This window comes from Sphingomonas cremea, from assembly GCF_021502585.1.
Classification (GTDB): Bacteria; Pseudomonadota; Alphaproteobacteria; order Sphingomonadales; family Sphingomonadaceae; genus Sphingomicrobium; species Sphingomicrobium cremea.
Genome location: NZ_JAKFGM010000001.1, coordinates 981,017 through 1,007,648 on the forward strand (window position 1 = coordinate 981,017; position 26,632 = coordinate 1,007,648).

General features: G+C 61.7%; 29 protein-coding genes and 1 tRNA gene. 8 read left to right on the forward strand and 22 right to left on the reverse strand.

From position 1 onward, the window contains the following. Positions 1 to 354: 354 nt before the first annotated feature. Positions 355 to 768, forward strand: a complete 414-nt coding sequence (locus LVY65_RS05045) for a hypothetical protein (RefSeq protein ID WP_235066895.1) — start codon at positions 355 to 357, stop codon at positions 766 to 768. Here LVY65_RS05045 and LVY65_RS05050 read toward each other — a convergent pair. The 12 genes from LVY65_RS05050 to LVY65_RS05105 form a co-directional block, all read right to left on the reverse strand. After that, positions 765 to 1,253 carry a P27 family phage terminase small subunit gene (locus tag LVY65_RS05050; protein ID WP_235066896.1) on the reverse strand — a complete coding sequence of 163 codons (489 nt, stop codon included), beginning with the start codon at positions 1,251 to 1,253 and terminating at the stop codon, positions 765 to 767. The two genes, LVY65_RS05045 and LVY65_RS05050, sit on opposite strands and share 4 nt — an antisense overlap. A 107-nt stretch (positions 1,254 to 1,360) precedes the next feature. Next, a complete protein-coding gene (locus tag LVY65_RS05055; protein WP_235066897.1) occupies positions 1,361 to 1,627 on the reverse strand; it encodes a hypothetical protein in 267 nt (88 codons plus the stop codon). Next, a complete protein-coding gene (locus LVY65_RS05060; protein ID WP_235066898.1) occupies positions 1,624 to 2,013 on the reverse strand; it encodes a hypothetical protein in 390 nt (129 codons plus the stop codon). The genes LVY65_RS05055 and LVY65_RS05060 overlap by 4 nt, the downstream gene beginning before the upstream one ends. Continuing rightward, positions 2,013 to 2,996, reverse strand: a complete 984-nt coding sequence (locus tag LVY65_RS05065) for a phage major capsid protein (protein ID WP_235066899.1) — start codon at positions 2,994 to 2,996, stop codon at positions 2,013 to 2,015. Before LVY65_RS05065 ends, LVY65_RS05060 begins: the two co-directional genes overlap by 1 nt. Before the next feature lie 164 nt (positions 2,997 to 3,160). After that, complete coding sequence (locus tag LVY65_RS05070; RefSeq protein ID WP_235066900.1) at positions 3,161 to 3,460, reverse strand: hypothetical protein; 300 nt, start codon at positions 3,458 to 3,460, stop codon at positions 3,161 to 3,163. Beyond that, the gene (locus tag LVY65_RS05075) at positions 3,457 to 3,675 is read right to left on the reverse strand and encodes a hypothetical protein (RefSeq protein ID WP_235066901.1); all 219 of its coding nucleotides are present in this window, start codon (positions 3,673 to 3,675) and stop codon (positions 3,457 to 3,459) included. Before LVY65_RS05075 ends, LVY65_RS05070 begins: the two co-directional genes overlap by 4 nt. Beyond that, positions 3,672 to 4,460 carry a helix-turn-helix domain-containing protein gene (locus LVY65_RS05080; protein ID WP_328282483.1) on the reverse strand — a complete coding sequence of 263 codons (789 nt, stop codon included), beginning with the start codon at positions 4,458 to 4,460 and terminating at the stop codon, positions 3,672 to 3,674. The genes LVY65_RS05075 and LVY65_RS05080 overlap by 4 nt, the downstream gene beginning before the upstream one ends. Next, entirely contained in the window at positions 4,357 to 4,686 is a 330-nt protein-coding gene (locus LVY65_RS05085; RefSeq protein ID WP_235066903.1) for a hypothetical protein, read from the reverse strand. The genes LVY65_RS05080 and LVY65_RS05085 overlap by 104 nt, the downstream gene beginning before the upstream one ends. Continuing rightward, positions 4,686 to 4,877, reverse strand: coding sequence for a helix-turn-helix transcriptional regulator (locus LVY65_RS05090; protein ID WP_235066904.1), 192 nt, complete (start codon positions 4,875 to 4,877; stop codon positions 4,686 to 4,688). The genes LVY65_RS05085 and LVY65_RS05090 overlap by 1 nt, the downstream gene beginning before the upstream one ends. A gap of 68 nt (positions 4,878 to 4,945) precedes the next feature. Then, on the reverse strand, positions 4,946 to 5,587 hold the full coding sequence (locus tag LVY65_RS05095) for a hypothetical protein (RefSeq protein WP_235066905.1): 642 nt from the start codon (positions 5,585 to 5,587) through the stop codon (positions 4,946 to 4,948). Beyond that, positions 5,584 to 6,756 carry a tyrosine-type recombinase/integrase gene (locus LVY65_RS05100; RefSeq protein WP_235066906.1) on the reverse strand — a complete coding sequence of 391 codons (1,173 nt, stop codon included), beginning with the start codon at positions 6,754 to 6,756 and terminating at the stop codon, positions 5,584 to 5,586. The genes LVY65_RS05095 and LVY65_RS05100 overlap by 4 nt, the downstream gene beginning before the upstream one ends. A gap of 212 nt (positions 6,757 to 6,968) precedes the next feature. Next, positions 6,969 to 7,042 (reverse strand) — tRNA-Gly (locus tag LVY65_RS05105). A 130-nt stretch (positions 7,043 to 7,172) separates the two neighbouring features. Here LVY65_RS05105 and LVY65_RS05110 point away from each other — a divergent pair. Both LVY65_RS05110 and LVY65_RS05115 read left to right on the forward strand, forming a co-directional pair. After that, positions 7,173 to 7,934: a UrcA family protein gene (locus tag LVY65_RS05110; protein ID WP_235066907.1), complete on the forward strand. Its 762-nt coding sequence runs from the start codon at positions 7,173 to 7,175 to the stop codon at positions 7,932 to 7,934. A gap of 2 nt (positions 7,935 to 7,936) precedes the next feature. Beyond that, positions 7,937 to 8,803: a helix-turn-helix transcriptional regulator gene (locus LVY65_RS05115; protein WP_235066908.1), complete on the forward strand. Its 867-nt coding sequence runs from the start codon at positions 7,937 to 7,939 to the stop codon at positions 8,801 to 8,803. Here LVY65_RS05115 and LVY65_RS05120 read toward each other — a convergent pair. Further along, the gene (locus LVY65_RS05120) at positions 8,800 to 9,552 is read right to left on the reverse strand and encodes a competence/damage-inducible protein A (RefSeq protein ID WP_235066909.1); all 753 of its coding nucleotides are present in this window, start codon (positions 9,550 to 9,552) and stop codon (positions 8,800 to 8,802) included. The genes LVY65_RS05115 and LVY65_RS05120 overlap by 4 nt on opposite strands. 50 nt (positions 9,553 to 9,602) lie before the next feature. Between LVY65_RS05120 and map the strand changes: the two genes are divergently transcribed. After that, a complete protein-coding gene (gene map, locus LVY65_RS05125; RefSeq protein ID WP_235066910.1) occupies positions 9,603 to 10,430 on the forward strand; it encodes a type I methionyl aminopeptidase in 828 nt (275 codons plus the stop codon). On the opposite strand, the gene LVY65_RS05130 is transcribed toward map, so the two are convergent. Beyond that, positions 10,427 to 11,188, reverse strand: a complete 762-nt coding sequence (locus tag LVY65_RS05130; RefSeq protein WP_235066911.1) for a phosphocholine cytidylyltransferase family protein — start codon at positions 11,186 to 11,188, stop codon at positions 10,427 to 10,429. The two genes, map and LVY65_RS05130, sit on opposite strands and share 4 nt — an antisense overlap. Positions 11,189 to 11,327: 139 nt before the next feature. On the opposite strand from LVY65_RS05130, the gene LVY65_RS05135 reads away from it, so the two are divergent. Continuing rightward, entirely contained in the window at positions 11,328 to 11,666 is a 339-nt protein-coding gene (locus LVY65_RS05135; RefSeq protein WP_235066912.1) for a P-II family nitrogen regulator, read from the forward strand. 93 nt (positions 11,667 to 11,759) lie between these two features. Continuing rightward, on the forward strand, positions 11,760 to 11,969 hold the full coding sequence (locus LVY65_RS05140) for a helix-turn-helix domain-containing protein (RefSeq protein WP_235066913.1): 210 nt from the start codon (positions 11,760 to 11,762) through the stop codon (positions 11,967 to 11,969). Between the two features lies 1 nt (position 11,970). On the opposite strand, the gene msrB is transcribed toward LVY65_RS05140, so the two are convergent. The 4 genes from msrB to LVY65_RS05160 are packed head-to-tail and all read right to left on the reverse strand — an operon-like array spanning position 11,971 to position 14,914. After that, on the reverse strand, positions 11,971 to 12,453 hold the full coding sequence (gene msrB / locus LVY65_RS05145) for a peptide-methionine (R)-S-oxide reductase MsrB (RefSeq protein ID WP_235066914.1): 483 nt from the start codon (positions 12,451 to 12,453) through the stop codon (positions 11,971 to 11,973). A 56-nt stretch (positions 12,454 to 12,509) separates the two neighbouring features. Further along, complete coding sequence (locus tag LVY65_RS05150; protein ID WP_235066915.1) at positions 12,510 to 13,172, reverse strand: TMEM175 family protein; 663 nt, start codon at positions 13,170 to 13,172, stop codon at positions 12,510 to 12,512. Next, positions 13,169 to 13,570 (reverse strand): cupin domain-containing protein, encoded by a 402-nt coding sequence (locus LVY65_RS05155; RefSeq protein ID WP_235066916.1) that lies wholly within the window; start codon positions 13,568 to 13,570, stop codon positions 13,169 to 13,171. Before LVY65_RS05155 ends, LVY65_RS05150 begins: the two co-directional genes overlap by 4 nt. A gap of 9 nt (positions 13,571 to 13,579) precedes the next feature. After that, positions 13,580 to 14,914 carry an epoxide hydrolase family protein gene (locus tag LVY65_RS05160; protein WP_235066917.1) on the reverse strand — a complete coding sequence of 445 codons (1,335 nt, stop codon included), beginning with the start codon at positions 14,912 to 14,914 and terminating at the stop codon, positions 13,580 to 13,582. A 360-nt stretch (positions 14,915 to 15,274) separates the two neighbouring features. Here LVY65_RS05160 and glnA point away from each other — a divergent pair, with 360 nt between their 5' ends. Next, on the forward strand, positions 15,275 to 16,687 hold the full coding sequence (gene glnA, locus LVY65_RS05165; RefSeq protein WP_235066918.1) for a type I glutamate--ammonia ligase: 1,413 nt from the start codon (positions 15,275 to 15,277) through the stop codon (positions 16,685 to 16,687). 76 nt (positions 16,688 to 16,763) lie between these two features. Further along, positions 16,764 to 17,705, forward strand: coding sequence for a PilZ domain-containing protein (locus tag LVY65_RS05170; RefSeq protein ID WP_235066919.1), 942 nt, complete (start codon positions 16,764 to 16,766; stop codon positions 17,703 to 17,705). Positions 17,706 to 17,712: 7 nt separating this feature from the next. Here LVY65_RS05170 and LVY65_RS05175 read toward each other — a convergent pair whose 3' ends face one another. The 4 genes from LVY65_RS05175 to LVY65_RS05190 are packed head-to-tail and all read right to left on the reverse strand — an operon-like array spanning position 17,713 to position 26,616. Continuing rightward, complete coding sequence (locus tag LVY65_RS05175) at positions 17,713 to 18,993, reverse strand: MFS transporter (protein ID WP_235066920.1); 1,281 nt, start codon at positions 18,991 to 18,993, stop codon at positions 17,713 to 17,715. Further along, a complete protein-coding gene (locus tag LVY65_RS05180; RefSeq protein ID WP_235067176.1) occupies positions 18,986 to 20,353 on the reverse strand; it encodes an amino acid permease in 1,368 nt (455 codons plus the stop codon). The genes LVY65_RS05175 and LVY65_RS05180 overlap by 8 nt, the downstream gene beginning before the upstream one ends. A gap of 57 nt (positions 20,354 to 20,410) precedes the next feature. Then, positions 20,411 to 24,592 carry a translocation/assembly module TamB domain-containing protein gene (locus LVY65_RS05185; RefSeq protein ID WP_235066921.1) on the reverse strand — a complete coding sequence of 1,394 codons (4,182 nt, stop codon included), beginning with the start codon at positions 24,590 to 24,592 and terminating at the stop codon, positions 20,411 to 20,413. After that, entirely contained in the window at positions 24,592 to 26,616 is a 2,025-nt protein-coding gene (locus tag LVY65_RS05190) for an autotransporter assembly complex protein TamA (protein ID WP_235066922.1), read from the reverse strand. Before LVY65_RS05190 ends, LVY65_RS05185 begins: the two co-directional genes overlap by 1 nt. Between the last annotated feature and the right edge of the window lie 16 nt (positions 26,617 to 26,632).

A 26,632-nucleotide genomic window follows, 5' to 3' on the forward strand; every position in this document is an offset into this window, starting at 1 on the left:
TGATGAAGCGTCAGCTTGACACCCATTCCTGCCATTACGGCGCTGGCTGCTTTCGACCCATTGCAGACCTTAGCTCTTCTGTTAGGCTCACCTCCGTCGCTGGGGGGCGGCAACATGCACTTCCATCCGCCGGGAGATGCGCAGCATGGACAGTCGACGACACAAGCTCGCCCTTTGGGCCATCCTCGGAGCGGTCGCGCTGGCTGCGGTATGGGTCGTATGGCCGGGTGTCATGGCTTGGCGCACGCGTTCCGAGGTCTACACCGCCGCCATGCGTCAGTGCTTGGCTTGGCAGAAAGAGGGAGGCGTCCCCGCAGATCAGGCGCGGCTAAGCTGCAATGGGCAGGTTCGGCCATGACACGAGGGGAGATAGCCGGTTCAATCTTCTGGATAGGCCTGCTCTTCGGTGTCCCTGGTTACTACTACTATGCGCGCCATACTCCGACCGCCATTGCCAAAGCCAACGCGCAGCGTGCGGAGCAAGACAGGGTGACCGGTCAGATTTTCGCGCAGGTCCAGTGTGCCGACAACATCAAACGCCGCGACGATGGCAAGATGCCAGCGGAGACTGTCGCCAAGGCGATAATCGCAAAGTGCGGCCCTTTTACGCCCTTCAACGCATCGGCTGTTTGCCACGACACGAAGTGCATGCAATCGTTGCAACAGACAAGCTTGAAAGTGCAGATCGGGGACGTTCTAGAGGAGCGCTATGAGCGGGCGCAGGCACGGGCCGACGATGCCAAGGCCGCCTTAGAGCGGGCGCATTAACTGAAGAACCGGCTGGCAGGGTCGGAGCCATGTCCGCCATGCCCGTCCACCCGCGACCGGGAGGCAGGCGTCAGGCCAAGCTCGACGGCGTAGCGGATCGTGTCGGCCTTGGCTCGACGGGCCACACCGACAAGCGGGTTTTGAACGATGTTGCCGTTCGTGGTCTTGATCATCCTGCCACTGGTTGTCGGGTCATTCGCCGCCATCTGGGCGATCAGCTTCTCGGTCGAAACCCAAAGCGCGAAGCTGGCGGAGTAGGCCGAGAGGACCGCTAGATCGAGGTCGCTCACGACCCCCATTCTTACGAGCTGCTCACCGGCCCTGCGATACTCGCCCAGCGCCACGGGATCCTCGACAACAAAGTCAGGCGGATCAGGAAGGGCAGGATCGGGTTGCGGCTCATGCGGGTTTAGCCGCTGCTTGCGGGCGGTGCCGGTCACCAGTTTGAGGTGGGTGGGTTTCGGCCTTCGACCTCGTTGAGCCATCGCTTGATCTTCCTTTTGACCCCGTGTTCGATTTCAGGCTTTGGGCGGCAGGGGGGTGGGGCGCGGTCGGGGGGATTACCCCCGTTTTTCTTCCAGCGGCCCCCGGCCTATGCCGCGATCCTGCCGCCCGGAGGCGGGTCATCGTCGACCGGGCCAACCGGATTTTCGACGCGATGCGTTAGGCGAATGCCGTCGCCGATGTAGGTCGTCCTAGTACCGGTCGCGTAAAGCCTCTCGGCAGCGATCCGGGCGAGGATCCGGGTGTGGCACCCGACGGCGTCGGCCATCTCCTTGAGACCCGGCTGTGTCGCGAAGTGCGCCGCGAGGAAAGTGACGGTCTCATGCCGCGGATCGAATTCAAGATAATGGCTCATGGCCTTGCGTCCCTCCCGTCTTTTCCTCGGCGAACCGCCAGCGTCCAACCATCATGGTCCTCGCCGGGCTTTCCATTGGTCGGTCCGTTACAGTGCCAGGCGGAGCCGTGGAACGTGACCAGATTGCCTTTGGAATAGTGGGTGCCCGGCTGCCAGACCCCGACATATTTGACCGTGCCTTCAGCTTGACGGCGCTCAAGGTCGGCAACTCGTTCGGCCAGCGCCCGGGCCATCGCCACGCCACAGCCTCGCGCCTCAGCGGCCATTCGCATGGCCGGTGTGGATCGTTCGTAGCTCGGCAGGGCCTTCGTCTCGACCACTGCCCGCCGACCGGCAGCAGCGACCTGTACCCAGAGCGCTTCGCCGTTTCCCGACCGCCGCTCCATCAGCTCACACCGGCTATATCAAGCCAATCGGACGAGCCACCCTGCAGCATAGCAACGCCACCGGGCCTCGCTTTCGCCCATGCGAAATGGCCAATGGCGCGGAAGCCAACCGAGTTGGCCATCCATAGGCTCGTCAGGTTCGCGGCAGTTGGCGTTACCGCGTCATTGGTCGGCTCCGTGTCCATTTCCAGCGTGCCCTCCCGACCCGTTTCCAGCAGGATTTGCTCATCAAATGCGGCCATGATGCCGCCCGGGTCGACGAGGATGACATGCTCCATCGGGGCGCTGCGCGACACGAGAGTTGGAAGCCCAATCGTTTCACCGCCTCTCGCTCCCAAATCGGGGAAGTCGCCAGTTGCGGCGAGCTTCACGGCAACGGAAGGTGGCATGATGAGAAAGGCGCCCAGTAGGTCTCCATCGAAGCCTTCGACCAGTGCGGCCAGATCAGCCGCAGGGTCACTTGTGGCCGCAATCGCACTGACGCCGTTGGTGATCGACGGCGGCGTAACTCCAACTACTCCACTGTTCGTTGGATCGAGAAAGTCACGGTCCAGGGTATCCACGACGGCCCTGCTCAGATCGCTGAATAGTTGAGCCTCAATTCCGGGCGCTGCCTCCAGCGATGCCTCGGTTGCGACCGTTATTGCCCCGATTTTGTGCGGAAGCAGACCTGCATTGTCGAATGTCGCCTTATGAACCGGGATCGGCGTGCCCTCTCGGACCCAAGTGGAAATTGTTCCGCCCGTCAAAATTGATCTCACCCGCCAGCCAGTGCGGCGAACGCCTCGGAGCTTGAAGAGAATTGCGCCCTCGCGCACGGATTGGAAAAGCTCGCGGTCGAGCAGGCCGCTTGTTGAGGTGCTATCGAGGTCATTGACGATGCTCGACCCCTCGGCGGCTTTGGTGATGACAGTCGGGGCACCGGTTTCGCCCCAGCGTTCAACCGCCCATGAACGTGCTGCGGGGTGCGTATTGCCAGTCATTGAAAAGGCGATTGCGGACTTAATCGTGTCGTGACGCCTATCCCGCAATGTAACTACTCGGTCTGCCATTTCCCGCCTCTCGGTTTGTCGAAACGAGTTTCGGCGAAGCAGGCGAGCCTTGCGATGTTGGGAAGGGCAGTTGCGGGCAGCTCCGGGCATCGAATTTAGCCGAGCGCCGCAGCGATTGCTGCAAGCTCATACATGGCGCGCCCGTTGCGCTTTACGAATGCCGGTGTTCTAGGATCGAGCGCATAGCGCCAGTTGCGGAGAGTTTTCGCCTCGATGCCAAGCAGCGTTGCAGCAGCATCCTCGCGCACTCGATTATCCCAGGAGATTGGGTAGCCATTGGCTCGACAGGCAGCGCGAAGCTGGTCGAGCGGAACGACTTCGGGCAAGTAGCCAGCGCCGTGGCAATGCGGGCAGATCGTCCTACCGCTCCCGGCAACCATTCCCTGACGGTTCATTTGGTGTCGGCCTCAGGCTTCGCTGGCAGGCGTTCCGCCAGCGCGATCTGCAGACCCTCGACGGTCCCGAGCAGGCGGCGATCGCCCAGCGGACGGAGCAGCCCTTCCAACTCACTCGCTATACGCGAGGCGGCGAGGATGCGCGCAGACTGAGCATCGGTGATGCGCTGCATGATGGACCTGACCCGCGCCGTAACTTCGCCGGGATCGTTCATTGCCCCGCCTCGCTCTTCGCAGCGGCCAGCCGCTCCTGCTCAGCCCAAAACCTGATCGGGTCTGCCTGACATTGGGCCTGCTCGACCGCTGATAGGTGCGCGGCCTGACTGGCTGCGCCATCGTTGAAGTTGCTGTCGTTCGAGGATTTATCGCGACGGTCCGCCTTGGCACTTTTTCTGCCGAGCAATTCCGCGAAACCCTCCGCGACCGCCGCGAATTCCTCGGCTGACAACGGTGATGGTTCGGAAGCGACGAGCGGGCTTTCAAAGCCCAAGCGCGGAGCGTCACTTCTTTTTTCTTTCTTTATTCCTTCTTTATTCGGCGGACATGGTGGCCGGGGTTTAGTGTTCCATTTGGCCGGGGTGGCCGGACGCTGTGTCCGGGGTTTAGTGCTACCAACCCCGGACACTGTGACCGGGGTCAGAGTGATGGAATATGCACTCACCTTTCCGATGCTTTCGGTGATTTGGATCAGCCCGGACTGTCTCAACTTGATCAAGGCTCGTCGCACCGAGCGCTCGCTCATTCCCGTTTCTTGAGCCAGCGTCGATTGAGACGGCCAGCCAATCGGGTTTTCCGCCTGATGGAAGCGCAGCACCAAGAGAACGAGGCGTTCTGAGGCCGATAGACCCGCTCTAGCCGCCATGACGCAGATGGCCCGGCACTCGCTCCAATTGCCACTAGCCATCACGACCGCGCTGCCGATGGACGGCGACATGATGTGCCCTGCAGAGCCAGACCACTGCCATCGGCTGGTCGTAATCAGGATGATGACCGTCAACATGCCTGGTCGTGCCGCAGACCGCGCAGGGCTGGCGCTCGATCAGCCCGCGCCGAAGTGCGGATTTCAGGGCAACGTGCGCCCAGACGGCCTTGGGGTTCGCTGCCTTCCATTTCGCCTGAGGCGAAAGCTTCGGCGGTTGAGAGCCGGTCGGCTTCGGCGTAGAGATCTTCGAAGAGCCTGCCAGCTTCGAAGCCCTCGCGCCCTCCTCGGCGCGGGGGTTTTCCATCAGGCGGCCTCCCGGGCGGCCTTGAGGCGCTCGATGTATGCCTGAATTTCATCGCTCGCCCAGGCGTTGATCTGGCCAGCTCCGGTTTTGACCGGCGCGGGGAATTGGCCCTTCTTGATGTGGTCATAGATCGCGGTTTTCTTTAGCCCGACGGCGGCTTCAACTTCGGGAAGGCGCATCAGTCTGATCATTTCCATCTCCATTCGGAAGAATCCGGAAGAAGACGGAATTTCGCAGACCTATGGGGACACTAACGGCGTTACTGTCCCCGCCTCATGTACCTTTTTTTGAAGGTCGATTTCTTCATGCAGCGGCTGGCCACGCCATCGTTGCCGCTCTCAATGCACATGAGCGTATCGCCGTCGCGCCAAAAGCGCAGGTCTGCGCCATCACATTCGGTCTCCAGACATCTCTGCTCATGATCAGGAAGTCTATTCCAACAGTCGTCCTTGGTCCTGCCCGGCAGCATCAATTCCTTGGCCACGGCGTCGGCCCACGACCTGCGCTTAGATGCCCTACCGGCTCCTACGCGTTGTGTTTGACCCGCCAAAACCTTCGCCTTGTTCCAGAGCGCCAAGGCGTCCCTTTTTCTCCTGATTACCTCCTCCACCCCATCGAGCCTGCTCTCGGCATCTCGGAGATTGCCGCCCGCGATCCATTGTTCGGCCTCATCAAGAAAGCGGGTGAAGAGCTGGTGGTCATGCGTCATGCCGCTCGGAGCGACGGCGAGAAATTGTTGGAAAGCAGGATCACTGGCAAGTCCGGCCAGCTTCCTCCTTGTTGCGGCAAGCCGCAGGCGAAGCTGCTGCGCCCAGTCCTCAGCTTCATATTCCGCCCAAGTCTCTTCAAACTCCTTCAACCTATGGGCACGTAGTTCCGCCTTGAACTGGTCGATGCTCACGCCGCGTCTCCTTGCCGGATCGGCACCACCTTGCCGCCGCCACCGGTCGTGAAACGTCCCCATGCAGCCATCAGCTCAGCACGACGGTCGAAGAAATCAGTCCGCTTGTAAGCCGCCTCAACGGCATTCGGGACTGCATGGGCAAGCGCGGCCTCGGCGATCTCACCGGAGACGCTGGTCTGCTCTGCTGCCCAAGTGCGGAAACTTGAGCGGAAGCCGTGGGTGGTAGCAGCCACTTCCAGATCGCGAAGAACCTTCGTGAGCGTCATGTCGGAGAGAACCTTGCCGCCCGGTGAAGGGAAGATGAGATCGGTTCCGACCCTCCTGTGGGCCTCGGCTGCTCGAAAGATTGCCACCGCCTCCGCCGATAACGGAACTCGGTGAGGTCGGCGCATCTTCATGCGCTCGGCTGGAACGGTCCAGACGGCGGCATCAAGATCAACCTCGTCCCAGTTCGCGCCCCGGACCTCGCCGGACCTCGCGGCGGTTAGGATGACGGCTCTCAATGCCAAAGCGCCAATCCCGCCCTTGGCCTCCAGCCGCTTCACGAGCGCCGGAACTTCGCTGTAGGGCAAAGCGAGATAGTTGGCCTTGCTGGGCTGACGCGGCAGGCGGTCGCTCACCGCCTTCGCCAATGTCGCCTCAAGGAGCGGACCATCCGGTCGGCCATGCCGTATCGTCCTAATGATCAGGTCTCTGAGCCGACGACCCGTTTCTGGCTTCGCGGTCCAGACTGGACGAATGCATTCGGCGATCATCTCGGCATCTATGGATTGGATTTGATACCTGCCGATCTTCGGCAGGATGTATGTTTCCAGCCGTGCCTTCGCTGCACTGAGCGCGGCACCGGAGAAGCGGCCATTGATGAATTCAGTGGCCGCGTCCTTGAAGGTGGAAGTCATGCCCTTCACCGGTCGGGTCAGGACGAGCGGGTCACGACCGGCTCTAAGTTCACGCCGATACTGGCGGCACAGCTCCCTAGCCTCGGCCAGCTCGACCGTCTTTACAGAGCCAAGGCCGAAATCACGCTGCTTTCCCTGATGCTGTAACCGGGCCATCCATGAAGCCTGCCCCGGCCCTCTCACCAGCAAATAAAGCCCATCGCCGTCGCCATACCGCCCTGGTGTTTTCAGTGCGGCCCTTATGCTCAGCACCGTCAATTTGCCCATTGTCCCAAACCTTCCTTGAAAGTTCGATTACGAATGGAAAAGTTCGATTCCGCCAAACTTTTCAAGCTTGGGCCTGTCCCCAAACTATGTCCCATAGATTTACGCCGGAACGAGACGGAAGGCAACGGAAGACTTCGGACAGAAAAATCGCTGTTTTACGAGGAAAATCATCCGCCTTGGCGGAAGAAAACGGAAGCTGTCGGAAGGGTTTTTGGAGCGGGTAGCGGGAATCGAACCCGCGCGTTCAGCATGGGAAGCTGACAGGCTACCATTACATCATACCCGCGGCCGAGGGACGATTTAGGTGTCGTCCGGTCAGGCGTCAACGCGGCAAAATCCACGAGCTTAGTTTCTCGATAGCGGCGATTTCGAAGGGCTGCGAAACGTGTTGCATCAAACCGTTACGGAGATTGTCGATGCTTTCCAGCCTTCTCTTTTCCGCCGCCGCGATTGCAGTGCCATCACTGGTTTCAGAGTTTTCCTTAATTGCCGCCGCGGTTGCGGCACCGCCATTGATCTCCAGTCTCCCCCTGTTTGCCACCGCCATCGCAGCGCCGCCGGTAATCGCCACCAGCACAGTCCAGACCGCCGACCTCGACCTGTCGAGCCAGGCCGGCCAACGCGCACTCGACCGTCGCTTGTCGATCGCCGCAAAGGAAGTTTGCGGGACCACTTCCGATGCTCACATCACGGGCAAGAATGACGTCCGACGTTGCCGCGCGGAGACGCTGGCGAGCGTCGCAAGCGACCGCAACCGGCAGATCGCCGCCGCTAACGCAGCGCCGTCGCTGACATCTGGAGACGCGAGCATCGTCGCGGAGTTGGATCGGAAGTTCCAGTTCGCGGTCAAACAGAATGACGCCGCGACGATGGATCGGATCCTGCATGCCAACTACAAACTCGTCCTGGGTGACGGTCGTGTCGTGGACCGCGAAGAGTTGCTGGAGGAGTCCCGATCAGGCCGGATTCACTATGAAATCCAGGATGAAGAGCCGGGCAGCCAGTCGGTGATGGTCGAGGGCGACACGGCTGTGGTCACCGCCAAGCTGCGGCTGAAGGGACATCGGGAAGGCAAAGCATTCGATCGCCTACTTTGGTTCAGCGACACCTATGTTCGAACGCCCGCGGGATGGCGCTATTTGTTCGGCCAGGCCTCGCTACCCCTGACGCAATCCTGACCATGACTTTTGCGCCATATCGCGGTTGCAGATATGATCCGGTGATGGAAATCGCCCCGCCAATCCGGGAAAACTCAAGGCAAAGACTTGCCGAGACGGAGCTGTTCGTCGTGGACGAGGTGCGGGCGATACACGAGCTGCCGCCGAGCGGGCTTAATACGCGTCGGCAGCTGGCCATACCGACCGCTGGCACCTTTGAGTATCGGGTCGGGCGCAGGACCAGCTGGCTCGATCCAACGCGACTGCTATTCGCCGAGGCTGGGGAAGAATTTGCGGACCATCACCCTATTCCCGGCGTAGGCCATGCCAGCGTGATCATCGCGCCGGCCGAGGTGCTGCTCGATGAACTGTCCGACTTGGCCCGCTCCGCCTTTGCCGATCGTGTGCGAAGTAGCCCGTTACGGCTCCAGATGCTGGTGCAGCTTCTCAGGCGCAACCCCGATCGGCTGGCACATGACGAAATCGCCAGCGAGCTGTTGCTGCTGGCCTTAGGTGCATCCGGACGCGTCGCCGCAGAGGATTCGCGCTGTGCCCGCCGCGCCAAAGCAATCCTGCACGCCGCGTCGGGCGAGCGCTTGACCCTCGGGGCCATCGCCGCAATGCTGGACGTATCGCCGATCTACCTGACACAGGCGTTCAAGCGCTCGGAAGGCTTGCCCCTCTACCGATACCAGACGCGGTTGCGCTTAAGCAAAGCTCTAGCCGCGCTACCGGAACAGGAGGACATCACCGAATTGGCGCTGGACCTCGGCTTTTCCAGTCATAGCCATTTCACCGCGACATTTCGCGCGGCATTGGGCGTAACACCGTCCGATTATCGCAACGGCGCATTGCCGAGAAACGACGCTGCGGCGCTGCTGGCCGCCTAAATTCCGCCTTCGACGGGGTCATAACCGACTTCCGCCAGCTTGATGGCCAAGTCGTCGGCGACTGCCCTCGCCCTCTGCTCGTCTTCGGAGCGAACGACGAAATTGGATCCCACCCGCCCTTCCTTGAAAAATGGGTAGCTGCCTATCGAGATACCATCGGCCGACTGCTCCGCCTGACGCAGCAGGTCGGCAACCTCGCTTTCGGGCGCGAACGCTCCAACGGTCACCGAAACCAGCGGCCGGCCGCCTTCCAGCGTCCCGGTCAGCGCGTCGAGCATTCCGGCGGTAATGTGCGGCACCCCGGCCATCAGGAACAGGTTGCCTAGCTTGATGCCCGGCGCACCCGACATCCGATTAGGGATCAGCTCGGCCCCTTCCGGTACCCGAGCCATCCTGAGCCGCCCTTCATTGAGCCCGCCCTTATCGGCATAGTAACGCTCGAGGATAGCACGGGCATCTGGATGGATGACGACGGGCACGCCTAATGCCTTGGCAATCGCATCGACGGTGATGTCGTCGTGGGTCGGCCCGATCCCGCCGGTCGTAAAGCAATAGTCGTAGGACGAACGTAGGACATCAAGCGCCTCGATGATCCGTTCCTCGACATCGGGAACGACCCGCACATCTGCCAACCTTATGCCTTGCGCATTAAGCCAGGTCGCAACTTGAGCGATGTTCCTGTCCTGGGTCCGCCCGGACAGGATTTCATCGCCGATGATCGCCAGCCCGGCAGTCCAAATCTTCGCCAAACCATCGCCTCCTATTCGACTTTCCGGCTGCCCTACCCTATCTTGGGACCATGACCGAATATATCCAAGTCGGCCCCGAAGACCGGGCCGAGCCACGCAGCCATGTGATCAAGCTCCACGGGCCTGAAGGCTTCGAGGGCATGCGCCGCGCCGGGCGCCTTGCCGCCGAGATACTCGACGCGCTGGTGCCGCAAGTGGTTCCCGGCGTCACGACCGGAGAGATTGACTCGATCGTCCAGCGAATGACGCTTGAGGCCGGCGGTGTCCCTGCGACCCTCGGGTATCGCGGCTACACCAAGAGCTGCTGCACCTCGATCAACCATGTCGTATGCCATGGAATTCCGGGCGACAAAGTCCTGAAAGGCGGCGATATCGTCAATATCGACGTGACCCCCATCCTGGACGGCTGGCACGGCGACACCAGCCGCATGTTCCTGGTCGGCGACGTGCCGCTAAAGGCGAAAAAGCTGGTCGACGTGACCTTCGAGTGCCTGATGCTTGGACTGGAACAGGCACGGCCGGGCAACCGCCTCGGCGACGTTGCCCATACTATTCAGAGCCATGCGGAAAAACACCGCTATGGCGTCGTTCGCGATTTCTGCGGACACGGCCTTGGCCGGCTGTTCCACGACAGCCCGGAAGTGATCCACGCCGGGCGTCCCGGTACCGGCCCTGAGCTCAAGCCCGGCATGTTTTTCACGGTCGAGCCGATGATCAATATTGGCCGGGCGGACGTGAAGCTGCTCGAAGACGGCTGGACCGCCGTTACGCGCGATCGCAGTCTGTCGGCCCAGTTCGAACATTCGATCGGGATTACCGAAACGGGCTGCGAGATTTTTACAAAAAGCCCCAAAGGACTGGATAAGCCGCCCTACTAGGCGGCCTTGGCCTTCCTGACCTCGTCCCAACGCGCGGTCAGCGCCTCGGCGGCCGCCATATCTTCCGGGAAGTCTACCTCACCCCATTCATGGCCGTTGATGTCCAACGTCCACACCGGGGCCTCCTGGGCGATCTGGTGGATCACGCGAAGATACCAGATGGTCGTGCCTTCGGCGGTACGGATCGCCCGTTCGATAGCGTGGCGAAAGATCTGGGCACCGGCGCCGCGAAAGGCGAGCAGGCCGATCGATTCCGCATTGACGGTCGACATATCCAGCCGCTTGCCGATGGCATGAAGCCGTCCGGCATCGTCGACGACAACCTTCATGTCGTCTTCGTCATATCCGTCCTTGCGATCGATCGTGATGCAAATGCCGTCTTGATCGCCATTGCCGACCACACCCGCCATCAGCTCCTCGCTGACCAGCGTATCTCCGTTCCACACCAGCAGGTCGCCCTCGATCTCGTGGCGGGCCACGAACAGCGAACCGAGATTGTCGGCCACCTTGTAGAAGGGATTGTAGATCGTCCGGACATTGGGGCCCATTTCGCCACGCCGCTTCAACGCCGCCTCGATCTGGTCATCGCGAAAGCCCGTCACCACAACGACGTCGTCGACGCCGTTGGCCGCGAGCGCGTCCAGCTGCCGGTCGAGCAGCGTGCGACCGTTGAACTCGATCAGGCACTTGGGCCGATCGGTCGTCAAATGGCCCAGACGCGAGCCCTGGCCGGCAGAAAGGATGATGGCTTTCTTCATATCAAGCACCCGACTGCCCGCAAATTGCGGCAGAGGTTTGGCGAGAAAATTACATTCGTCGCACCCTTCTATCGGGTTATGGCGCTTTTCCGCCGCCTGTGCCTATGATGGCGGGACGCCAAAAGGGGACGTGAGCGCCGTGAAGAAGATCGAAGCGATCATCAAGCCGTTCAAATTGGATGATGTGAAGGACGCCCTTCACGAAGTCGGCGTTTCCGGCATCACCGTGACCGAGGTTAAGGGCTTCGGGCGGCAGAAGGGGCACACCGAGCTCTATCGCGGCGCTGAATATGTCGTCGACTTCCTGCCCAAGGTTAAAATCGAGGTGGTCGTGGAGGACGATCTTGCCGATCGAACGGTTGAGGCGATCGAGAATGCCGCGCGCACCGGGCGAATTGGCGACGGCAAGATTTTCGTGATCCCGGTCGAACAGGCGATCCGTATTCGCACCGGCGACCGCGGCCCGGACGCGATCTGACCTACATCGTCATTGCGAGGAGCGTAGCGACGCGGCAATCTAGACAAATGGATTGCTTCGCTTCGCTCGCAATGACGGTTAGCGTCTGAATTCATGGACGACCCCCGCCTCGCCTCAATGTCTCCAGACGAGCTTCGGCGCCACATGCGGGCGCTCGGCTACAAAACGCAAAGCGACCTCGCCAACGCGATCGGGGTCAGTCGCTCGGCGGTCAGCCTGTGGCTGGAAGGCAAGGTCGGCGTGCCACGTCCGGTGGCAATGCTGCTCCGCATGCTGGTCGGAGCGCAAAGGCGAGCCTTCTAACCTAGAGTAACGGCTCTCCCTCCGGAGCGCCGCGATCAAGCTTGTCCGGAAGCGGATCTCCCTTGGGCGTGAATTCAAGCGATACGGAGTTGATGCAATAACGTTCGCCGGTCGGTGGCGGTCCATCCGGGAAGACATGCCCTTGATGTGCGCCGCAACGGGCGCAGACGATCTCGGTCCGGATCATGCCGAAACTTGTATCGCGAATATTGCGGAGATGGCCTTCAGCGAAAGGCGATGTGAAGCTAGGCCATCCCGTGCCGCTATTGAACTTCTCGCCAGCCATGAACAAGGGCAGCCCGCATAGCCTGCAGGTATAAACCCCGGCGCGCTTCTCATCCAGGAAAACGCCGCAAAACGGCGCTTCCGTGCCATGTTCGAGGAGGACATGCCGCTCCTCTTCGCTGAGATCCGATTCAAGCGAGCGCAGTTCATCCTCTGTTGGCGGGGTAAGGTCGAACTGGATCGTTGCAGCATCATTCATGTTCGGTCCTTTCGGGATAGGCGCTTACAGCTTCATATCAACTCGCACGATTTGGTTCAGGGGCATGATCGTTCAAGCCCGTGATTGTCCGCCGAACGTGGGACTTTCACCGGAGCGCGAATGATCGGCAGGAACAGCATCGGCGGAACAATCACAAAGCAGACCCATGCCAGCCAGGGATTTACGAAGGCCAGCGGGATCGAAGCGGCATAGATGGTTAGAAACAGCCATGTCCGTCGGATAATGCGTTTGTGGATTTCTTTATGCAGTTCATTGCGAGTCATTCGGGCGGCATGGGACCGAAGCAGCATGAATGAGCCCGTGCAAGCGACCGCGACCAGGCCGTAGGCGGCTTGGGCTCTGGGCGAAGTTGGGTGCATCCCCAGGAAGCGTGTCGAGAGCGGAACGAGCGTGACGCAGAACAGCAGAAGGTTGTTGAACCAGATTGTGCCCCTGGTCGGCATGGTCACTGTGAAGATCAGATAATGATGACTGGTCCACAGGTTGGCGATGACGAGGAAACTCAGGCCATATGCGGCCACCACCGACCCCAAGAGTGATAACTCGGTGTAGTCGTGGCCGAAGGCGAGGCTGTCGGGGATATGAATTTCGATCACCATGATCGTCACGACGATCGCGAACACGCCATCCGAAAATGCCTCGATGCGGTGATTGTTTGGCTTGAGTTCGGCTTCAATGGCCGAGCGCGCGGCCTTCACTTGGCAATCACCACCAGCGGCTTCCCCTTCTCGACGACATAGGTCGCGAGTTCGGCACCGCTGTCGGTTCCGACGTTCCGAGCGGCGTGGATTACGCCGTTCGGGACGAACAGCACGTCCCCGGCTTTCAATATGACTGGGGGCTTGCCGTCGAGGGCATATTCTAGCGTACCACTGAGAACGTAGATGATCTCTTCACCCGGATGGCTGTGCCGGGGGAAGGATGCTCCAGGCGCGAAATCGACACGCGCCTGGAGCACTTCCCAACCATTCATGATGAGGTCGTGGCGCTGCAGGTCTGTGCGTGCAGTGCCGGCCGGACGCGGTTGAGCGGGGAGCGGCGAACCGCTCCCCGCGACCAGAATGGCTGCCATTAGCGCGGCCGATGCCCGGTCCATTGCCAACCCTTACTGGCGCAGCGACTTGAACGCAGTCCTTAGCTCCGCGACTAGATACTCCGGCTGCTCGAAAGCGGCGAAATGCCCGCCCTTCGGCACCTCGCCATAATGGATGAGCTTCGGATAGGTCCGTTCCGCCCAGCTGCGCGGAACTGGGTAGAGCTCTTCGGGGAACTTGCTCACCGCAATCGGAACCGAGACGCCGAACGGCTCAAAGAAATGAACGTTGTTGCGCTCGATGCCGAAGCCGGCAGAAGTGCGCGGCAACGCCTCCCAATAGAGCCGCGCCCCAGAAATCGCCGTGTTGGTCAGCCAGGTGATCGTGATGTTGTCGAGAACGTCGTCGCGCGACAGTCCCTCGGGCTCGCCGTCAAAGGTGCGGGCGATCATCTGGTAGCTCGAAATATCGTGATCGAGGAACCAGGCGGCGAGGCCGATTGGCGAATCCGCGATCCCGTACAGCGTCTGCGGGCGATGGCCCATCTGCTGCGCATAGGCGAGACCATGGGTGAAGAATAAGTCGAGCCTCTCGTAGGCGCGGCGTTCTTCGTCCGAAAGGTCGGCGGGCGGGCCCTTCCCATCACGTAACGCCTGGTAGATTTCCGGCGGCACAGTGGATGGCATGTTGGTGTGGATCGCCGCCAGTTCCGGGGGCGCCATCACGCCAAGGATCTCGGTCATCAGCGCGCCCCAGTCGCCGCCCTGGGCCAGGAAGCGGGTATATCCAAGCCGCTTCATCAACGTCACCCAAGCCTGCGCAATACGTGCCGGATTCCATCCGGCAGCAGTCGGCCTGGCGGAGAATCCATAGCCCGGAATTGACGGGATCACGACATCGAAGGCGTCTTCGGCATTTCCTCCATGCGCGGTTGGGTCGGTCAGTGGCTCGATGATCTTGAGCTGCTCGACGATCGATCCGGGCCAGCCGTGGGTAATGATGATCGGCAGCGCATTTTCGTGCTTCGAGCGGACATGGATGAAATGGATGTCTAGTCCGTCGATCTCGGTGATGAAGTTCGGGAACGAGTTCAGCCGAGCCTCAACCTTGCGCCAGTCATATTCGCTAGCCCAATAGTCGGCGAGCTTCTGCATCGTCGCGAGCTGCACTCCCTGAGTGTCGTCAGCGACCGTCTCGCGATCGGGCCATCGGGTTGCCAAAATTCGGCGGCGGAGGTCGGCAAGATCCTCATCGGACGCGCGAAACTGGAATGGCCTTATCGACGCCTCACCGGTTGCCACGAAACCGATCGCTGGGGATTCGGCAGCTGGGGCGCCTGTGGATGTAGTCGACGGTGCGGGCGCCAGTGTGTCGGCACCACCTGGCTTCGTTTCGGCCATGTTCATTCTCCGGTCTGAGGGGGCTTTGTAAGCTTAAGCAACGCGGAAATCGGCCGTAAGAATAAGCTGGTGCGCAACCGGACTGGCGGCCCGGCGCCGCTCTGCGCTCCGACCGCGAGTCGGTCAAGACAACCAATATACATTAATTGCATTTGTTAAAATTCGACCAGAGAACCCTGATGCTGGCATAGGAGCCGGCCGGGGAATCCGTGGAAGTTTCCCAATCGCTAGAATGGCCCCTCGCTTCCTTTAGTTCACGTCAAATATTCACCCTGCTCGTGACTCTCATGCTCCGCGCTGGAATCGCTGGCCTGGAACCGGGGCCGACGGCCTTGGGCGATTCTTTTCATTCAAACGAGGTCCGTCATGGCGAACGCCGCATCCAAAGTGCTGAAGCAGATCGAAGAAAATGAGATCGAATATGTCGACCTGCGTTTCACCGATCCGAAGGGGAAGTGGCAGCACCTGACCATGGTTGCCAGCGTGATCGACGAAGACATGCTGACCGACGGTTTTATGTTCGATGGCTCGTCGATCGCGGGGTGGAAGGCAATCAACGAGAGTGACATGATCCTCATGCCCGACCTGGACGCAGTCTATGTCGACCCCTTCTCGTCTACTCCGATGCTGATCCTGGTCTGCAATGTGGTCGAGCCTTCGACCGGCGAGCTTTATGCCCGCGATCCGCGCTCGACCGCCACTCGCGCCGAGTCCTATCTGAAGGCTACTGGCGTCGGCGACACCGTGTTCGTCGGCCCCGAAGCCGAATTCTTCATGTTCGACGACGTCCGCTTCGAGGACAGCTATAATGCCTCCGGCTTCAAGATTGACGACATCGAGCTCCCGACCAACTCGGGTCGCGAATATGAAGGCGGCAACCTCGCCCACCGCCCGCGGGCCAAGGGCGGTTACTTCCCGGTCGCACCGGTCGACAGCGCCGTCGATATTCGCGGGGAGATGGTCTCGACCATGCTCGAGATGGGGCTTCCTTGCGACAAGCATCACCATGAAGTCGCCGCCGCCCAGCATGAGCTTGGCCTGACCTATGGCAAGCTGGTCGAGACCGCCGATCGCATGCAGGTCTACAAATATGTCGTGCACATGGTCGCGCATGCCTATGGCAAGACGGCAACCTTCATGCCCAAGCCGATCGCCCAGGATAACGGCAGCGGCATGCACACCCACATGTCGATCTGGAAGGACGGCAAGCCGCTTTTCGCCGGCAACGGCTATGCCGGGCTTAGCGAAATGGCCCTTTACTTCATCGGCGGCGTCATCAAGCACGCCCGCGCCTTGAATGCCTTCACGAACCCGACCACCAACAGCTACAAGCGCCTGGTCCCGGGCTTCGAAGCGCCGGTGCTGCTGGCATATTCGAGCCGCAACCGCTCGGCATCCTGCCGCATCCCCTACGGCGCTGGTGAGAAGGCGAAGCGGGTCGAGTTCCGCTTCCCCGACGCGATGGCCAATCCCTATCTCGCCTATGCGGCGCTGCTAATGGCGGGCCTCGACGGCATCCAGAACCGCATCCATCCGGGTGAAGCGATGGACAAGAACCTATACGACCTGCCGCCGGCGGAACTGGTCAACGTGCCCACCGTCTGCGGCTCGCTTCGCGAAGCGCTTAACGCACTAAGCAGCGACAAGGACTTTCTGTTGAAGGGCGACGTCTTCACCGCCGACCAGATCGACGCCTATATCGAACTTAAGTGGGAAGAAGTAATGCGTTGGGAAACCACGCCGTCACCGGTCGAATTCGACATGTATTATTCGGCGTAATTTTCCCGCTAAAGTTACCGGATAGTAACCCTTCGCACGACATGGTGTTCGCGCCATGGCGTGCGAGGTCGTATCGATGAACAGTTTCCGGAAGGCCATCCTGTCAGGGAAGGGCCCGAATTCGGGCGACCCCCTGCAGCATGATAAACTGGCGCGCGGCGCCGAGCCTGACGATCTGTCATCGGTTGAAGTGCCGCGCAGCGAAGCCCGCAGCGAAAATCATCGCGACGACGATCGCCATCGGCTCGACCAGGAAACCGCAACCGTTCGCTTCGACGGAGAGGAGTATGAGGTAGACCTCATCAACCTGTCCGGTGGCGGCGCGATGATCCGCGCCGATTTCGCCCCGCGCCTGTGGGAACGGATCGACCTTATTTTTGGCGAAGGCGCGGAAATTGAATGCGCCGTGCGCTGGCTCCGTTACGATCGCGTTGGCCTTGAATTCGCCCATGAAACCCGGATCGACTGCGATCCCGAGACGCGAGACGCGCTATTGCTCGACGTTATCCGCCGCAGCTTCGCCGATATGACAATTTCGATCGCAAGGCCGGATGTCGAGCCCGTGCGAGCCACACCCGCTGCCAAAGAGCGCGACAATGACGCCATCGCCAACAGTCGCCGAACTGAGCGCCGCCACCCGCTGGTTTGGAAAGGCCAGGTCCTCTACAACCACGGCAGCGAAAAGGTTCGGCTGCGCAACATCTCCGCTAACGGCGCATTGATTGAGGCCCCGATCAGCTACCCGCTCGGCGCGGAAATCTACCTCGATCTCGACGACGCCGGGCAGCATTTCGCGACGGTCAGCTGGACGCGCGGCGACAAGGTCGGGCTCAAATTCCAAAACCCGTTCGATTTGAGGCTGCTCGGCAAATCGAAGCCCGAGGTCGCCCCGGCAATGATGATCCGCCCTGGGCCCAGCCGAATCTACGCCGACCAGGACAATCCCTGGGCCGAGGGATGGCAGCGCCAGTCTCTCGACGAACTTCGCGAGGACCTCGAAGGTTACCTCAAGCGCTAGTTGCGCGTTATTCTTCGATAAGGCTGATGCGCTTGGTATCTCGCATGGTCGCGTAGGTAATCAGGCTCAATCCAATCACGACGCTCACATAGACATAAAACCATCGCTCATGGCCGATGTCCTTGAGCTTGAGAGCAACATATTCGGCGGTGCCGCCGAACAGCGTGTTGGCGATGGCATAGGGCAGCGCGACACCCAAAGCGCGGATATGGCCGGGAAACAGTTCCGCCTTCACCACGGCGTTGATCGACGTATAGCCTGTCACAATCAACAGGCTGGCCATCACCAGCAGAAACGCTGTTACGGGGTTCGTTGCCGTCTCCAGCGCGGTGAAAATCGGATAGGTCAGCACCATTCCGGCGACACCGAAGAAGATCATCACCGGCTTGCGGCCAATCCGATCGCTGAGCATTCCGGCCAGCGGCTGGAGCAACATGAAGACTGCCAGTGCCAGCGTCATGATTTGCGACGCGGTCTCGCGGTCAAAGCCGACCGTGTTGGCCAGATATTTCTGCATGTAAGTTGTGTAGGCATAGAAGGCGAGCGTGCCCCCAGCAGTCAGCGCGACTACCAATAGTGCCTCACGCGGATGCTCCAGGATCAGGTTGCGCCCGCTCGACATTGGCCGCCCCTCGCCCATCGCCACGACCCGCTCGTAGCTGGCCGTCTCGGTCAGGCGCCGCCGGATGAAAAAGACAACGATCGCCAGCACGGCTCCAACGGCAAAGGCAATGCGCCAACCCCAGGCCTCAAGCTCCGGCTCGCCCATCGTGGCCTGCAGCAACAGCAGCAGCGCCAGTGCGAACAGCTGACCGGCAATCAGCGTCACATATTGGAAACTGGACCAGAAACCGCGGCGTTTCTCGCCTGCCATTTCACTCAAATAAGTCGCGCTCGACCCATATTCGCCGCCCAGGCTCAATCCCTGAACCATTCGCGACACGACCAGGATCGCGGGCGACAGTAGTCCGACCTGCGCGTACGTCGGCGACAGGGCAATTGCGAGGGAGCCCAGGCACATCAGGCTGACCGACAGCGTGAGGCCCGCCTTTCGCCCCCGACGATCGGCGTAAATGCCCATCACCCAGGCGCCAATCGGCCGCATCACGAAGCCCACCGCGAACACCGCCGCAGTCGACATCAGCTGCGCGGTCTGGTCGCCCTTGGGAAAGAAACTCGGCGCGAAATAGAGGGCGAACGCGGCATAGACGTACCAGTCGAACCATTCGACCAGGTTGCCGGCTGACCCACCAATGATGTTGATCAGCCGGCGGCGCTGATCATGCATTCGCCCGGGCCCGCTCCGCACGTGGGCTGCCGTACACCGAATAGACCACCAGCCCGATCGCATTCCAGATCAGAAAATAAGTCTGCGTCTTCACCGGCAAGCTCCAGAAAAGATAGGCACAGCCGAGAATTCCCGCCGTGCCGATCAACCAAGGCAGCGGCGTGGTGAATTTCCGCGGTGCATCGGGCGCGCGGCGCCGCATTGTCAGCATTGCCGCACAGACGGCGACGAAGGCTGCCAGGGTCCCCGCATTAGCCAGCGCGGCGATTTCGGCCAGCGGGAAGATGCCGGCGATCATCGCCACGATGACTGCGGTGAAAAGCGTGATCCGAACCGGCGTGCCGCGCGACGACACCCGTGCCAGCTTGGCGGGAAGCAGTCCATCGCGCGCCATGACGAAGAAGATCCGGCTTTGACCGTAAAAGAAGGCGAGAATCACGGTCGGCAGCGCGATCACCGCCGAGACACCAAGGATCTTTGCAGCCCAGCCTTGGCCGATTTCTCTCAAGATCAGTGCGAGGGGCTCGGGCGAATTGGCGAAATGCGTATAGGCCAATGCACCGATCGCAGCAGCAGCGACGGCCATGTAGATAAGCACGCATACGACCATCGAACCAACGATTCCGATTGCGAGGTCGCGCTCAGGGTTCTTGGCCTCCTCGGCGGCGGTTGCGATGGCGTCGAAGCCATAGAAGGCGAAGAAGATGATCGCAGCTGCCGCCATCACTCCAACCTCGGCCCCCGGAGGACCGGAGCGCGGGAAGCCATAAGGCATGAAAGGCTCGAAATTGCCTGCGTCGAACACCGGCAGGCAAACCGTGATGAATAGCGCCAGCGCCAGCAGCTTCACTACCACCAGGATCGCGTTGAGGGTTGCGCTTTCGCGGGTACCGTAGATCAGCAAGCCGGCGACCGCGGCGATGATGAAGATGGCGGGCAGGTTGATGACGCCGCCCAGCTCCGGTCCCTGGATCAGCGCTGTGGGCAAGCCCAGGCCGATACTGTTCAAAAAGCCGCTGGCATAACCCGACCAGCCGACCGCCACCGCGCTGACCACAAGGCTATATTCGAGCATCAACGACCAGCCGATGACCCAGGCAACGAGCTCCCCGAACACGATGTAACTATAGGTGTAGGCTGAACCCGAGGCCGGGTACATGGTCGCCATTTCGGCATAAGCTAGCGCCGCGCAGGCGCAGATTACGCCCGCAATGGCAAAGCTAAGGATCACCGCAGGGCCGGCCTTCGCCGCACCCACGCCGGTCAGCGTCAGGATGCCGGTTCCGACAATTGCGCCAACGCCCAGCGCGACAAGATGCGGCCACGACAAGGTCTGGGATAGCCGATGATGCTCCGGCATATCCTCCCGGGCAATTATAACCTTGCGGACGTTCCAATTCTTCACCGAGATTCCCCCTCAATAGTCCTTGCTGACCCGCACGTTGGCACTGGTCCGGCCGATCGTCGAGACCGACGACAAAATCGAAAGCCAGCGCGTGACCTGATATTCGGCGCGGGTCGCCGAATAGCCCTGCCCGTCGGTGATTACCTCCACGAACAGCTTTCGGGTGATATATTTGCCCGCGGAAACGGCGGTCTTCTGACCCGTCGCCACGTCGGCCGGCACGATCCGAAGTCGGTCAAGTCCAACAGCTCGTCGCAAGGCATTGATCGGATCGAGGTTGCCGGAACCCGACTGGAGCGCGGCCACTGCCGAGGCAAGCTGGAGCGCTTCGGGTGCCGAAAGGTTGGTGATCGACGTACCGAACAACAGCCGCGACAGTAACTCATCCTGGGGCAGCTGCGGGACCGATGCGAAGCGGATTTCGGGTTTCAGGCCAGTGCCAGTTACCAGGATGCTTGCGTCGAGCCCCTGGACCTGTGCGCCGGCGCGAATATCGAGCAGCGGGTCAGGCGGACTTTCGCCGCGGAAACGAATGATTCCGCGCTCCAGCCGGAAGCTGCGGCCCGCAAATTCATAATCGCCTCGCGTAAGGTCGGCCCGGCCGGTTAGCCTCGGCGCGTCGACCGAGCCGCCAATGATTAGGTCCGTCGTCCAGCGGCTGTCTATCCCAAGTCCGCGAACGGTAAGGTCACCGCCACTAACATTCAGATCAAGCTTCCATGGCTGCAGTTCGGCGACCTCGATCACGGTATCGGCGTCTTGCCCGACGTCTCGCACCTTCAGCTGCGGCACGGAGGCGGCGGCGCTTGCCCGGCCCAGCGTGAAACGCCCGCTGTTGAGCCGCAGCTTGCCGCTGATCGTCCCACCCTGCCCGTTCGATTTGATTGCTATCGGCCCGGTGACCGTTGCCGCAATATCGTCGCGGTCGAGCAACCGCGCCCGGCTCGTTTCGAACTTTAAGTCGAGGCCCGCGCGCCCACCTGAAAAGTCCACTACGCCGCCACCGCTAACCGATCCTCCGCCAGGCGTCGAACCGCTGATACCGCTCAGCACCAGGCGCGGCCCGCTGAACCGGCCACTGGCGTTGATCTTGTCGACCACCATTCCGGTGACCGCGCTCTCGATCCGCGCGCCGTTGGCCTGTAGCGATCCACGGATCTGGGGATCGACCAGCCGCCCGCTGATGTCGGCGCCGATCGCCACCGGCCCCGACAGGTCGAAGACCTCGACGCCCGACAAGCGCCAAAGCGTGTCGGCCGGCCCGGCATATCGCATCTGCAAAAGCATCGGCGCGTGCATCAACTCAGCTGCGATTGGTCCGCGGCCGATCGGCGCGAAACGGGCCTGTGCTCGGCCAATGGTCTTGCCGTCACTGACCGCCACCGCGCGCATCGCTGCCCGGCCGCCACCGAGCACCGCGTTGAAGCCGACATCGATCGGCTTCGATGACAGGACCAACCCGGCTCTCGACAGGCCGCGAATCCGTAGATTGGCGCTGCCTGACGGCTGGCCTTCCCAGCGATATTCGACATGCCCGCTAGCGATGCCGCCGAGGCTCGCCTTGGGCCATACGATGTCGAGCAGTTGCATCGGCATCGTCTCAATGTCCGCCCGGAATTCGGGCCGGTCCCCGGTACGGCCGGACAAAGTGCCGCGCCCGCCGCCGAAGCGCACACGGGTCGGGGCCACTTCCCATCCACCGTCGATCCGGGTCAACACCGCCGGCCCGTCGAATATCAGCGGACGCCGGTCGAGCTCGCCTCGGCCGGTAACGCTGATGCTGTCCGGCGTGACATTGGCAAGAGTAACCAGCTGGAATGCAGACCCGCGCGTCCCCGCAAATGCCGCCCGCACCTCGCCGGATCCGTTCACTAGCCGCGCGTTGGCAGTCAGCCGGGCAAGCGATACGCCGCTGGTTGTCAGGCCTCTCGCGGTAACCACCCCGTCAAGCGTCGTGCGCCCCTCGGCAAGGAGGATCGTCCCGTCGACCCGGCCCGAACGGACGCTGAATGCCGGCGGCCCTGGCAGGCTCAGATTATTGGCAAGAAGGTGCGCTTCAATCTGCTGGTCGTCATTGATTGGCGCGAAATCAAGCGACCCGTTGAGCCCACCCCCCGCCAACTGCAGCCGGCCTGAAAAGCCGCCCGGATCCGCCCTGAGCGAGCCTTTTCCGGTAGTCCCGGCTACGTCGAGCGCGGCGATGGCAATGGTTGTGCGGGCACCTTTCGGCAGCAGGATTTGCCCGTGCGAGGTGAACGGCCCAAGTCGCGACTGGCCATCGGCGCGATAATCGAACCCTGCTGCTGTGGGGTCGAGGAATAGCCGCATGTCGCGGATCCCAAGCGCCTCGTTCGGACGATCGAGGAAAAGTTCGACCTTGGGCCGCTCGATCCGTCCGTCGAGCCGCATCCGCACAGGCCCATATTGCGCCTGCTGGCCCCGCGCTTCGATCAGGAAGGTTCCGTCTTTGCGCCGGATACCCTGCCCCGACAGCCGGAGCTTGGGCGAATAAAGCTGAAGGTTGGTAAAGTGGAGAACGCCGTCATTGCCGCGCTCGAGATCGGTGGTCAACCGCGGCAGTCCGCCGGTCAGCCCGGCGAAAAACTCATTGTCCAGCCTCCGGACCCATGCCTGGGCCTTGCCGACGACACGCGAACCTTTGTTGTTCGGACCGGGGACGACTTGCAGCTGGGTTTCGACATCAACGATCCCGATACCGGGAATCAAATAGCGCTTGAGTCCACCGGAAATGGCGATGTCGAACCGGCCGTTTCGAAGGTCGATAAGCAACGACATTGTGCCGTTGAGCCGGGAGCTTGTGAGCTTGAGCTTTTCCCCTCGCACCAGCTGCGGCGTAATCGACAACATTCCCTCGACGCTGAGGTTGGCCAGGATCCCGCCGGCAACATCGCCGACCCCGGTAATCGCCCGCGCTTTCAGCAGCAGTGGCACCCGCATCGGCCACGGCGTCAGCTTGCCCCGCCCTTCCGCTCGAACGTCAACGAAGCCGGTCTTGTCGAACGCCACTTGCGGGCTGGTCAGGCGGTAGGCGTAATCGGCCCGGTCTCGAGGCCCGTCGAGCGTCCACACGAAGCGAACGTTGCGGCCAGTCATGTTTGGAAATAGCGCCGGCGGCTGAAGCAGGTCGAGGCCCAGGCTGACCTTGTCGTAGCGCCCCTCGGCAAAATTCATTTTACCCGACGCCACTGCCCGGAGCGATGGCGAAGCGAGCGTCAGCCTGCCGTCCAACACCCGCTGAACGAAAGTGGCGTTTCCAGCGACTTTGACCACTGGGTTGGTCAGCCGCTGCAGCTTGCCCTTCAGGAATGGAGCTGGAGCTACCAAACCCGACAGTCGATAGCGCCCGCTGTCCGCCGCCAGCGCAAGGTCAGCGGACTTGCGGTGCTCAACCACGAGCCGCGCTGTCCCGCGCCAGCGAGTCCAGCTGCCATCGCCTTCGATAGTGAGATCGATCGGCCGCTTCAGGCCGATTAGCGCCGGGATGAGGCCGTCGCGAGGCGCGATTGCACGAACGTCGACATCAAAGCGGTTGCGATCGGGTTCGACGTCCAGCTTGGCCGCCAGCTTGTCGCCGTTCAGCATTCTCAGCTGCAGGCCGATCATCGCCCTCCCGGCGCGTATCTCTGCTTCGCCGAGCAGGCTTCCGGTTCGAGCAGCTCCACTTACCCCACGGGCAAGCTCCAGTCGGTCGATCCGCAGGCTGCCGATATGAATGTCGAACTTGGGAAGCAGTGGTCCCTTGCGCCCGGTCTTGCGCAGCTTGGGCAGTCGCTCGACCCGGATCAGCGGCGACTCCAGCCGGTCAATGTGCAGATTATTGTAGAGCCACGCTCCCGGTGCCCAATCGACAATAATTTCGGGACTGGTCAGGAACACGCCTTGCGGGTCGCTCACCGCGACGCCTTTAAGCTTCGCCTCCCCGTAGATTGATCCCTCGATCCGGGCGACGCGGATCCTGAGGCCCGTGGCGGTTTCGACCCGGCCAATGCGGTCGACGATGAAGCGATGTCCCGGCGCCGTGTCGAGCAGCAACAGCCCGCCGAACGCCAGCGCCAGAAGCACCAGCAAAAGGACGAGAAGTTCGGTGGCCAGCCGCTTCGCCCAATGTCGTCGCCTGGCTATGACGATCCGCCCGCCGCCCGCTTCACCGGAAGAGACGGCGACGTCCGCCATCAGAAGGCCTGCCCAAGGCCGACCACAACCGTGATCCGGCCATCGCCCTCTTGACGGTTGAGCGGCGTCCCGATGTCGAGACGGATCGGGCCGAAGCTCGAATAATATCTTACCCCAAGCCCCGTGCCGAACTGCCAGTCCTTCATGCTTGGAAACGCGCCTGTCGACAGAGTGCCGCCGTCAAAGAACGGAACGACTCCGAAATTGCCTCCGAAGGCCTTCAATTTGATCCGCGCCTCCAGCGCGAACTCGGCCAGGCTGCGTCCGCCGATGGGATCGCCATCGATATCGCGCGGGCCAAGCCGTTGGTAGCCATAGCCGCGCACCGATCCGCCACCGCCGGAATAGAAACGTCGCGATGGCGCGATATCGTCGCGCTGCGCGCCCACGATCGTGCCCAGCCGGATCCTGCCCGCCGCGACGATCGTATCCGACAGCGGATGATAGGCGCTGCCGTCAAACTGCGTCCTCGCATAGGGGAATGCTCCCCCTTCGAAGCTCAGCTCCGGACTGACCCGGCCGAGCAATCGAAAGCCCTTGGTCGGATTCAGCAGGTCATCGCTTGCGTCATAACCAAGGGTCCCCGGGATGGCCCCGATGAAGAAGGTCCGCCGCCTTGGCTCGCCGGTTGCCTTGATCGTGTCCCGTTCGTCAGTTGCGATCAGTTCGCCGCCAAGGCTCCAGGTCCATTTCTTATGCCAGATGAAATTGCTCTGCCGTTCGAAGCCGGCCGACAACGACAGTGTTTTGGCGGAATAGGCGTCGCGGTCGACATGGCTGGCCAGTGCCTGGGCATTGAGCACCTGGTCGCGCCGCAGCCAATTGTTGCGGCGGAGCGAGACGGCGGCAAGTTGTTCCTGGGTTCCAGCTACCCCTCGAACGGTCAGCGCACCTTCGGGGTTGAAGAAGTTGCGGTGCTGCCAGCTGGCCTCGGCGCGGAATCCTTCCCCAGTTCCATATCCCAGCTCGCCCGCGATGGTCCGCATCGGCGCGGGCTCCAGTTTGACCGCTAGGTCGATTGTCCGCCCCTCGTCGCGCGGAATCTGCGTTACTTCGACGGAAGAAATCAGCCCGGTCGCGATCAGTGCGCGGCGAAGATCGGCTACTTCGTCGGCTTCATAGCGGTCGCCTGCCTTGAATCGCGCAATTCGCTGTACGTGCCGGTTGGAGAAGGGCGGCTCGCCGCTAACGGTAAGCTCGCCAAATCGCGCGACTGGCCCGGGAGTTACCGGCAACACCAGTCGGGCCGCCTGCGCCTCATGATCGATGACAATGTCCTGCTCGCCGACTTTGGCTGTGGCAAACCCTCGCTCGCCCAGCGCAACCTGGAGCGCGATCCCGGCATCAATCACCTTCTGAGCTATAACCGGGTCGCCTGCCTTCACCGCAAACGCCTCTCGAAGCAGCTGTGCATCGTCGCCAGCGGCCTGGTCGAGGCCCGGCAGCTCGACGCTCTCGAACCGATAAAGCTGGCCCGGCGTCGCCATAAGCGCCACGATCAGTCCATTATCCGACACGTCGATCTGAGGCTCGACCGTGGCATCATAATAGCCCTTGCTGTGGAGCAGCTCGGCCAGAAGTTCTGCGTCCGCCCGCGCCCTGCGGTCGATCTGTGCGGCATTGGCGGTCTGCTTTCGGTCGGACTTTAGTGTCGAGCGCTCGTCAAAGCCGGCAAGGATGGAATCCGCCTCCGCAACCCCCTCAAGCCCGCTGATTGTCCAGCGATAGCCGCGGGCGGCGGAAGCGTCTTCTACCTGCTCGGCGGCGTTCTCGGTTGCCTCGGCCGCAGCCTCGGGCGCTACGCCTTGGACCTCGGGCGGCGCGGCGGGTTCAGGTTGATTAAGGTCGGGCCATTCCACCCCCAGGTCGGGCATGGGGTCGAGCGGTGCCGACGGGTCCAGTTCGGCCGGATCCGCCGGTTGCGGGGGCAATTGCGCGCGCAAGGGTTCCGCGCCGAGCGCAAGCCCGGCACAGCCCGCAAGCCAAAAAGACGCGGTTACCCGCCCGGTGCTACGCTGACCCATCAGGCGTCAGCCTAGC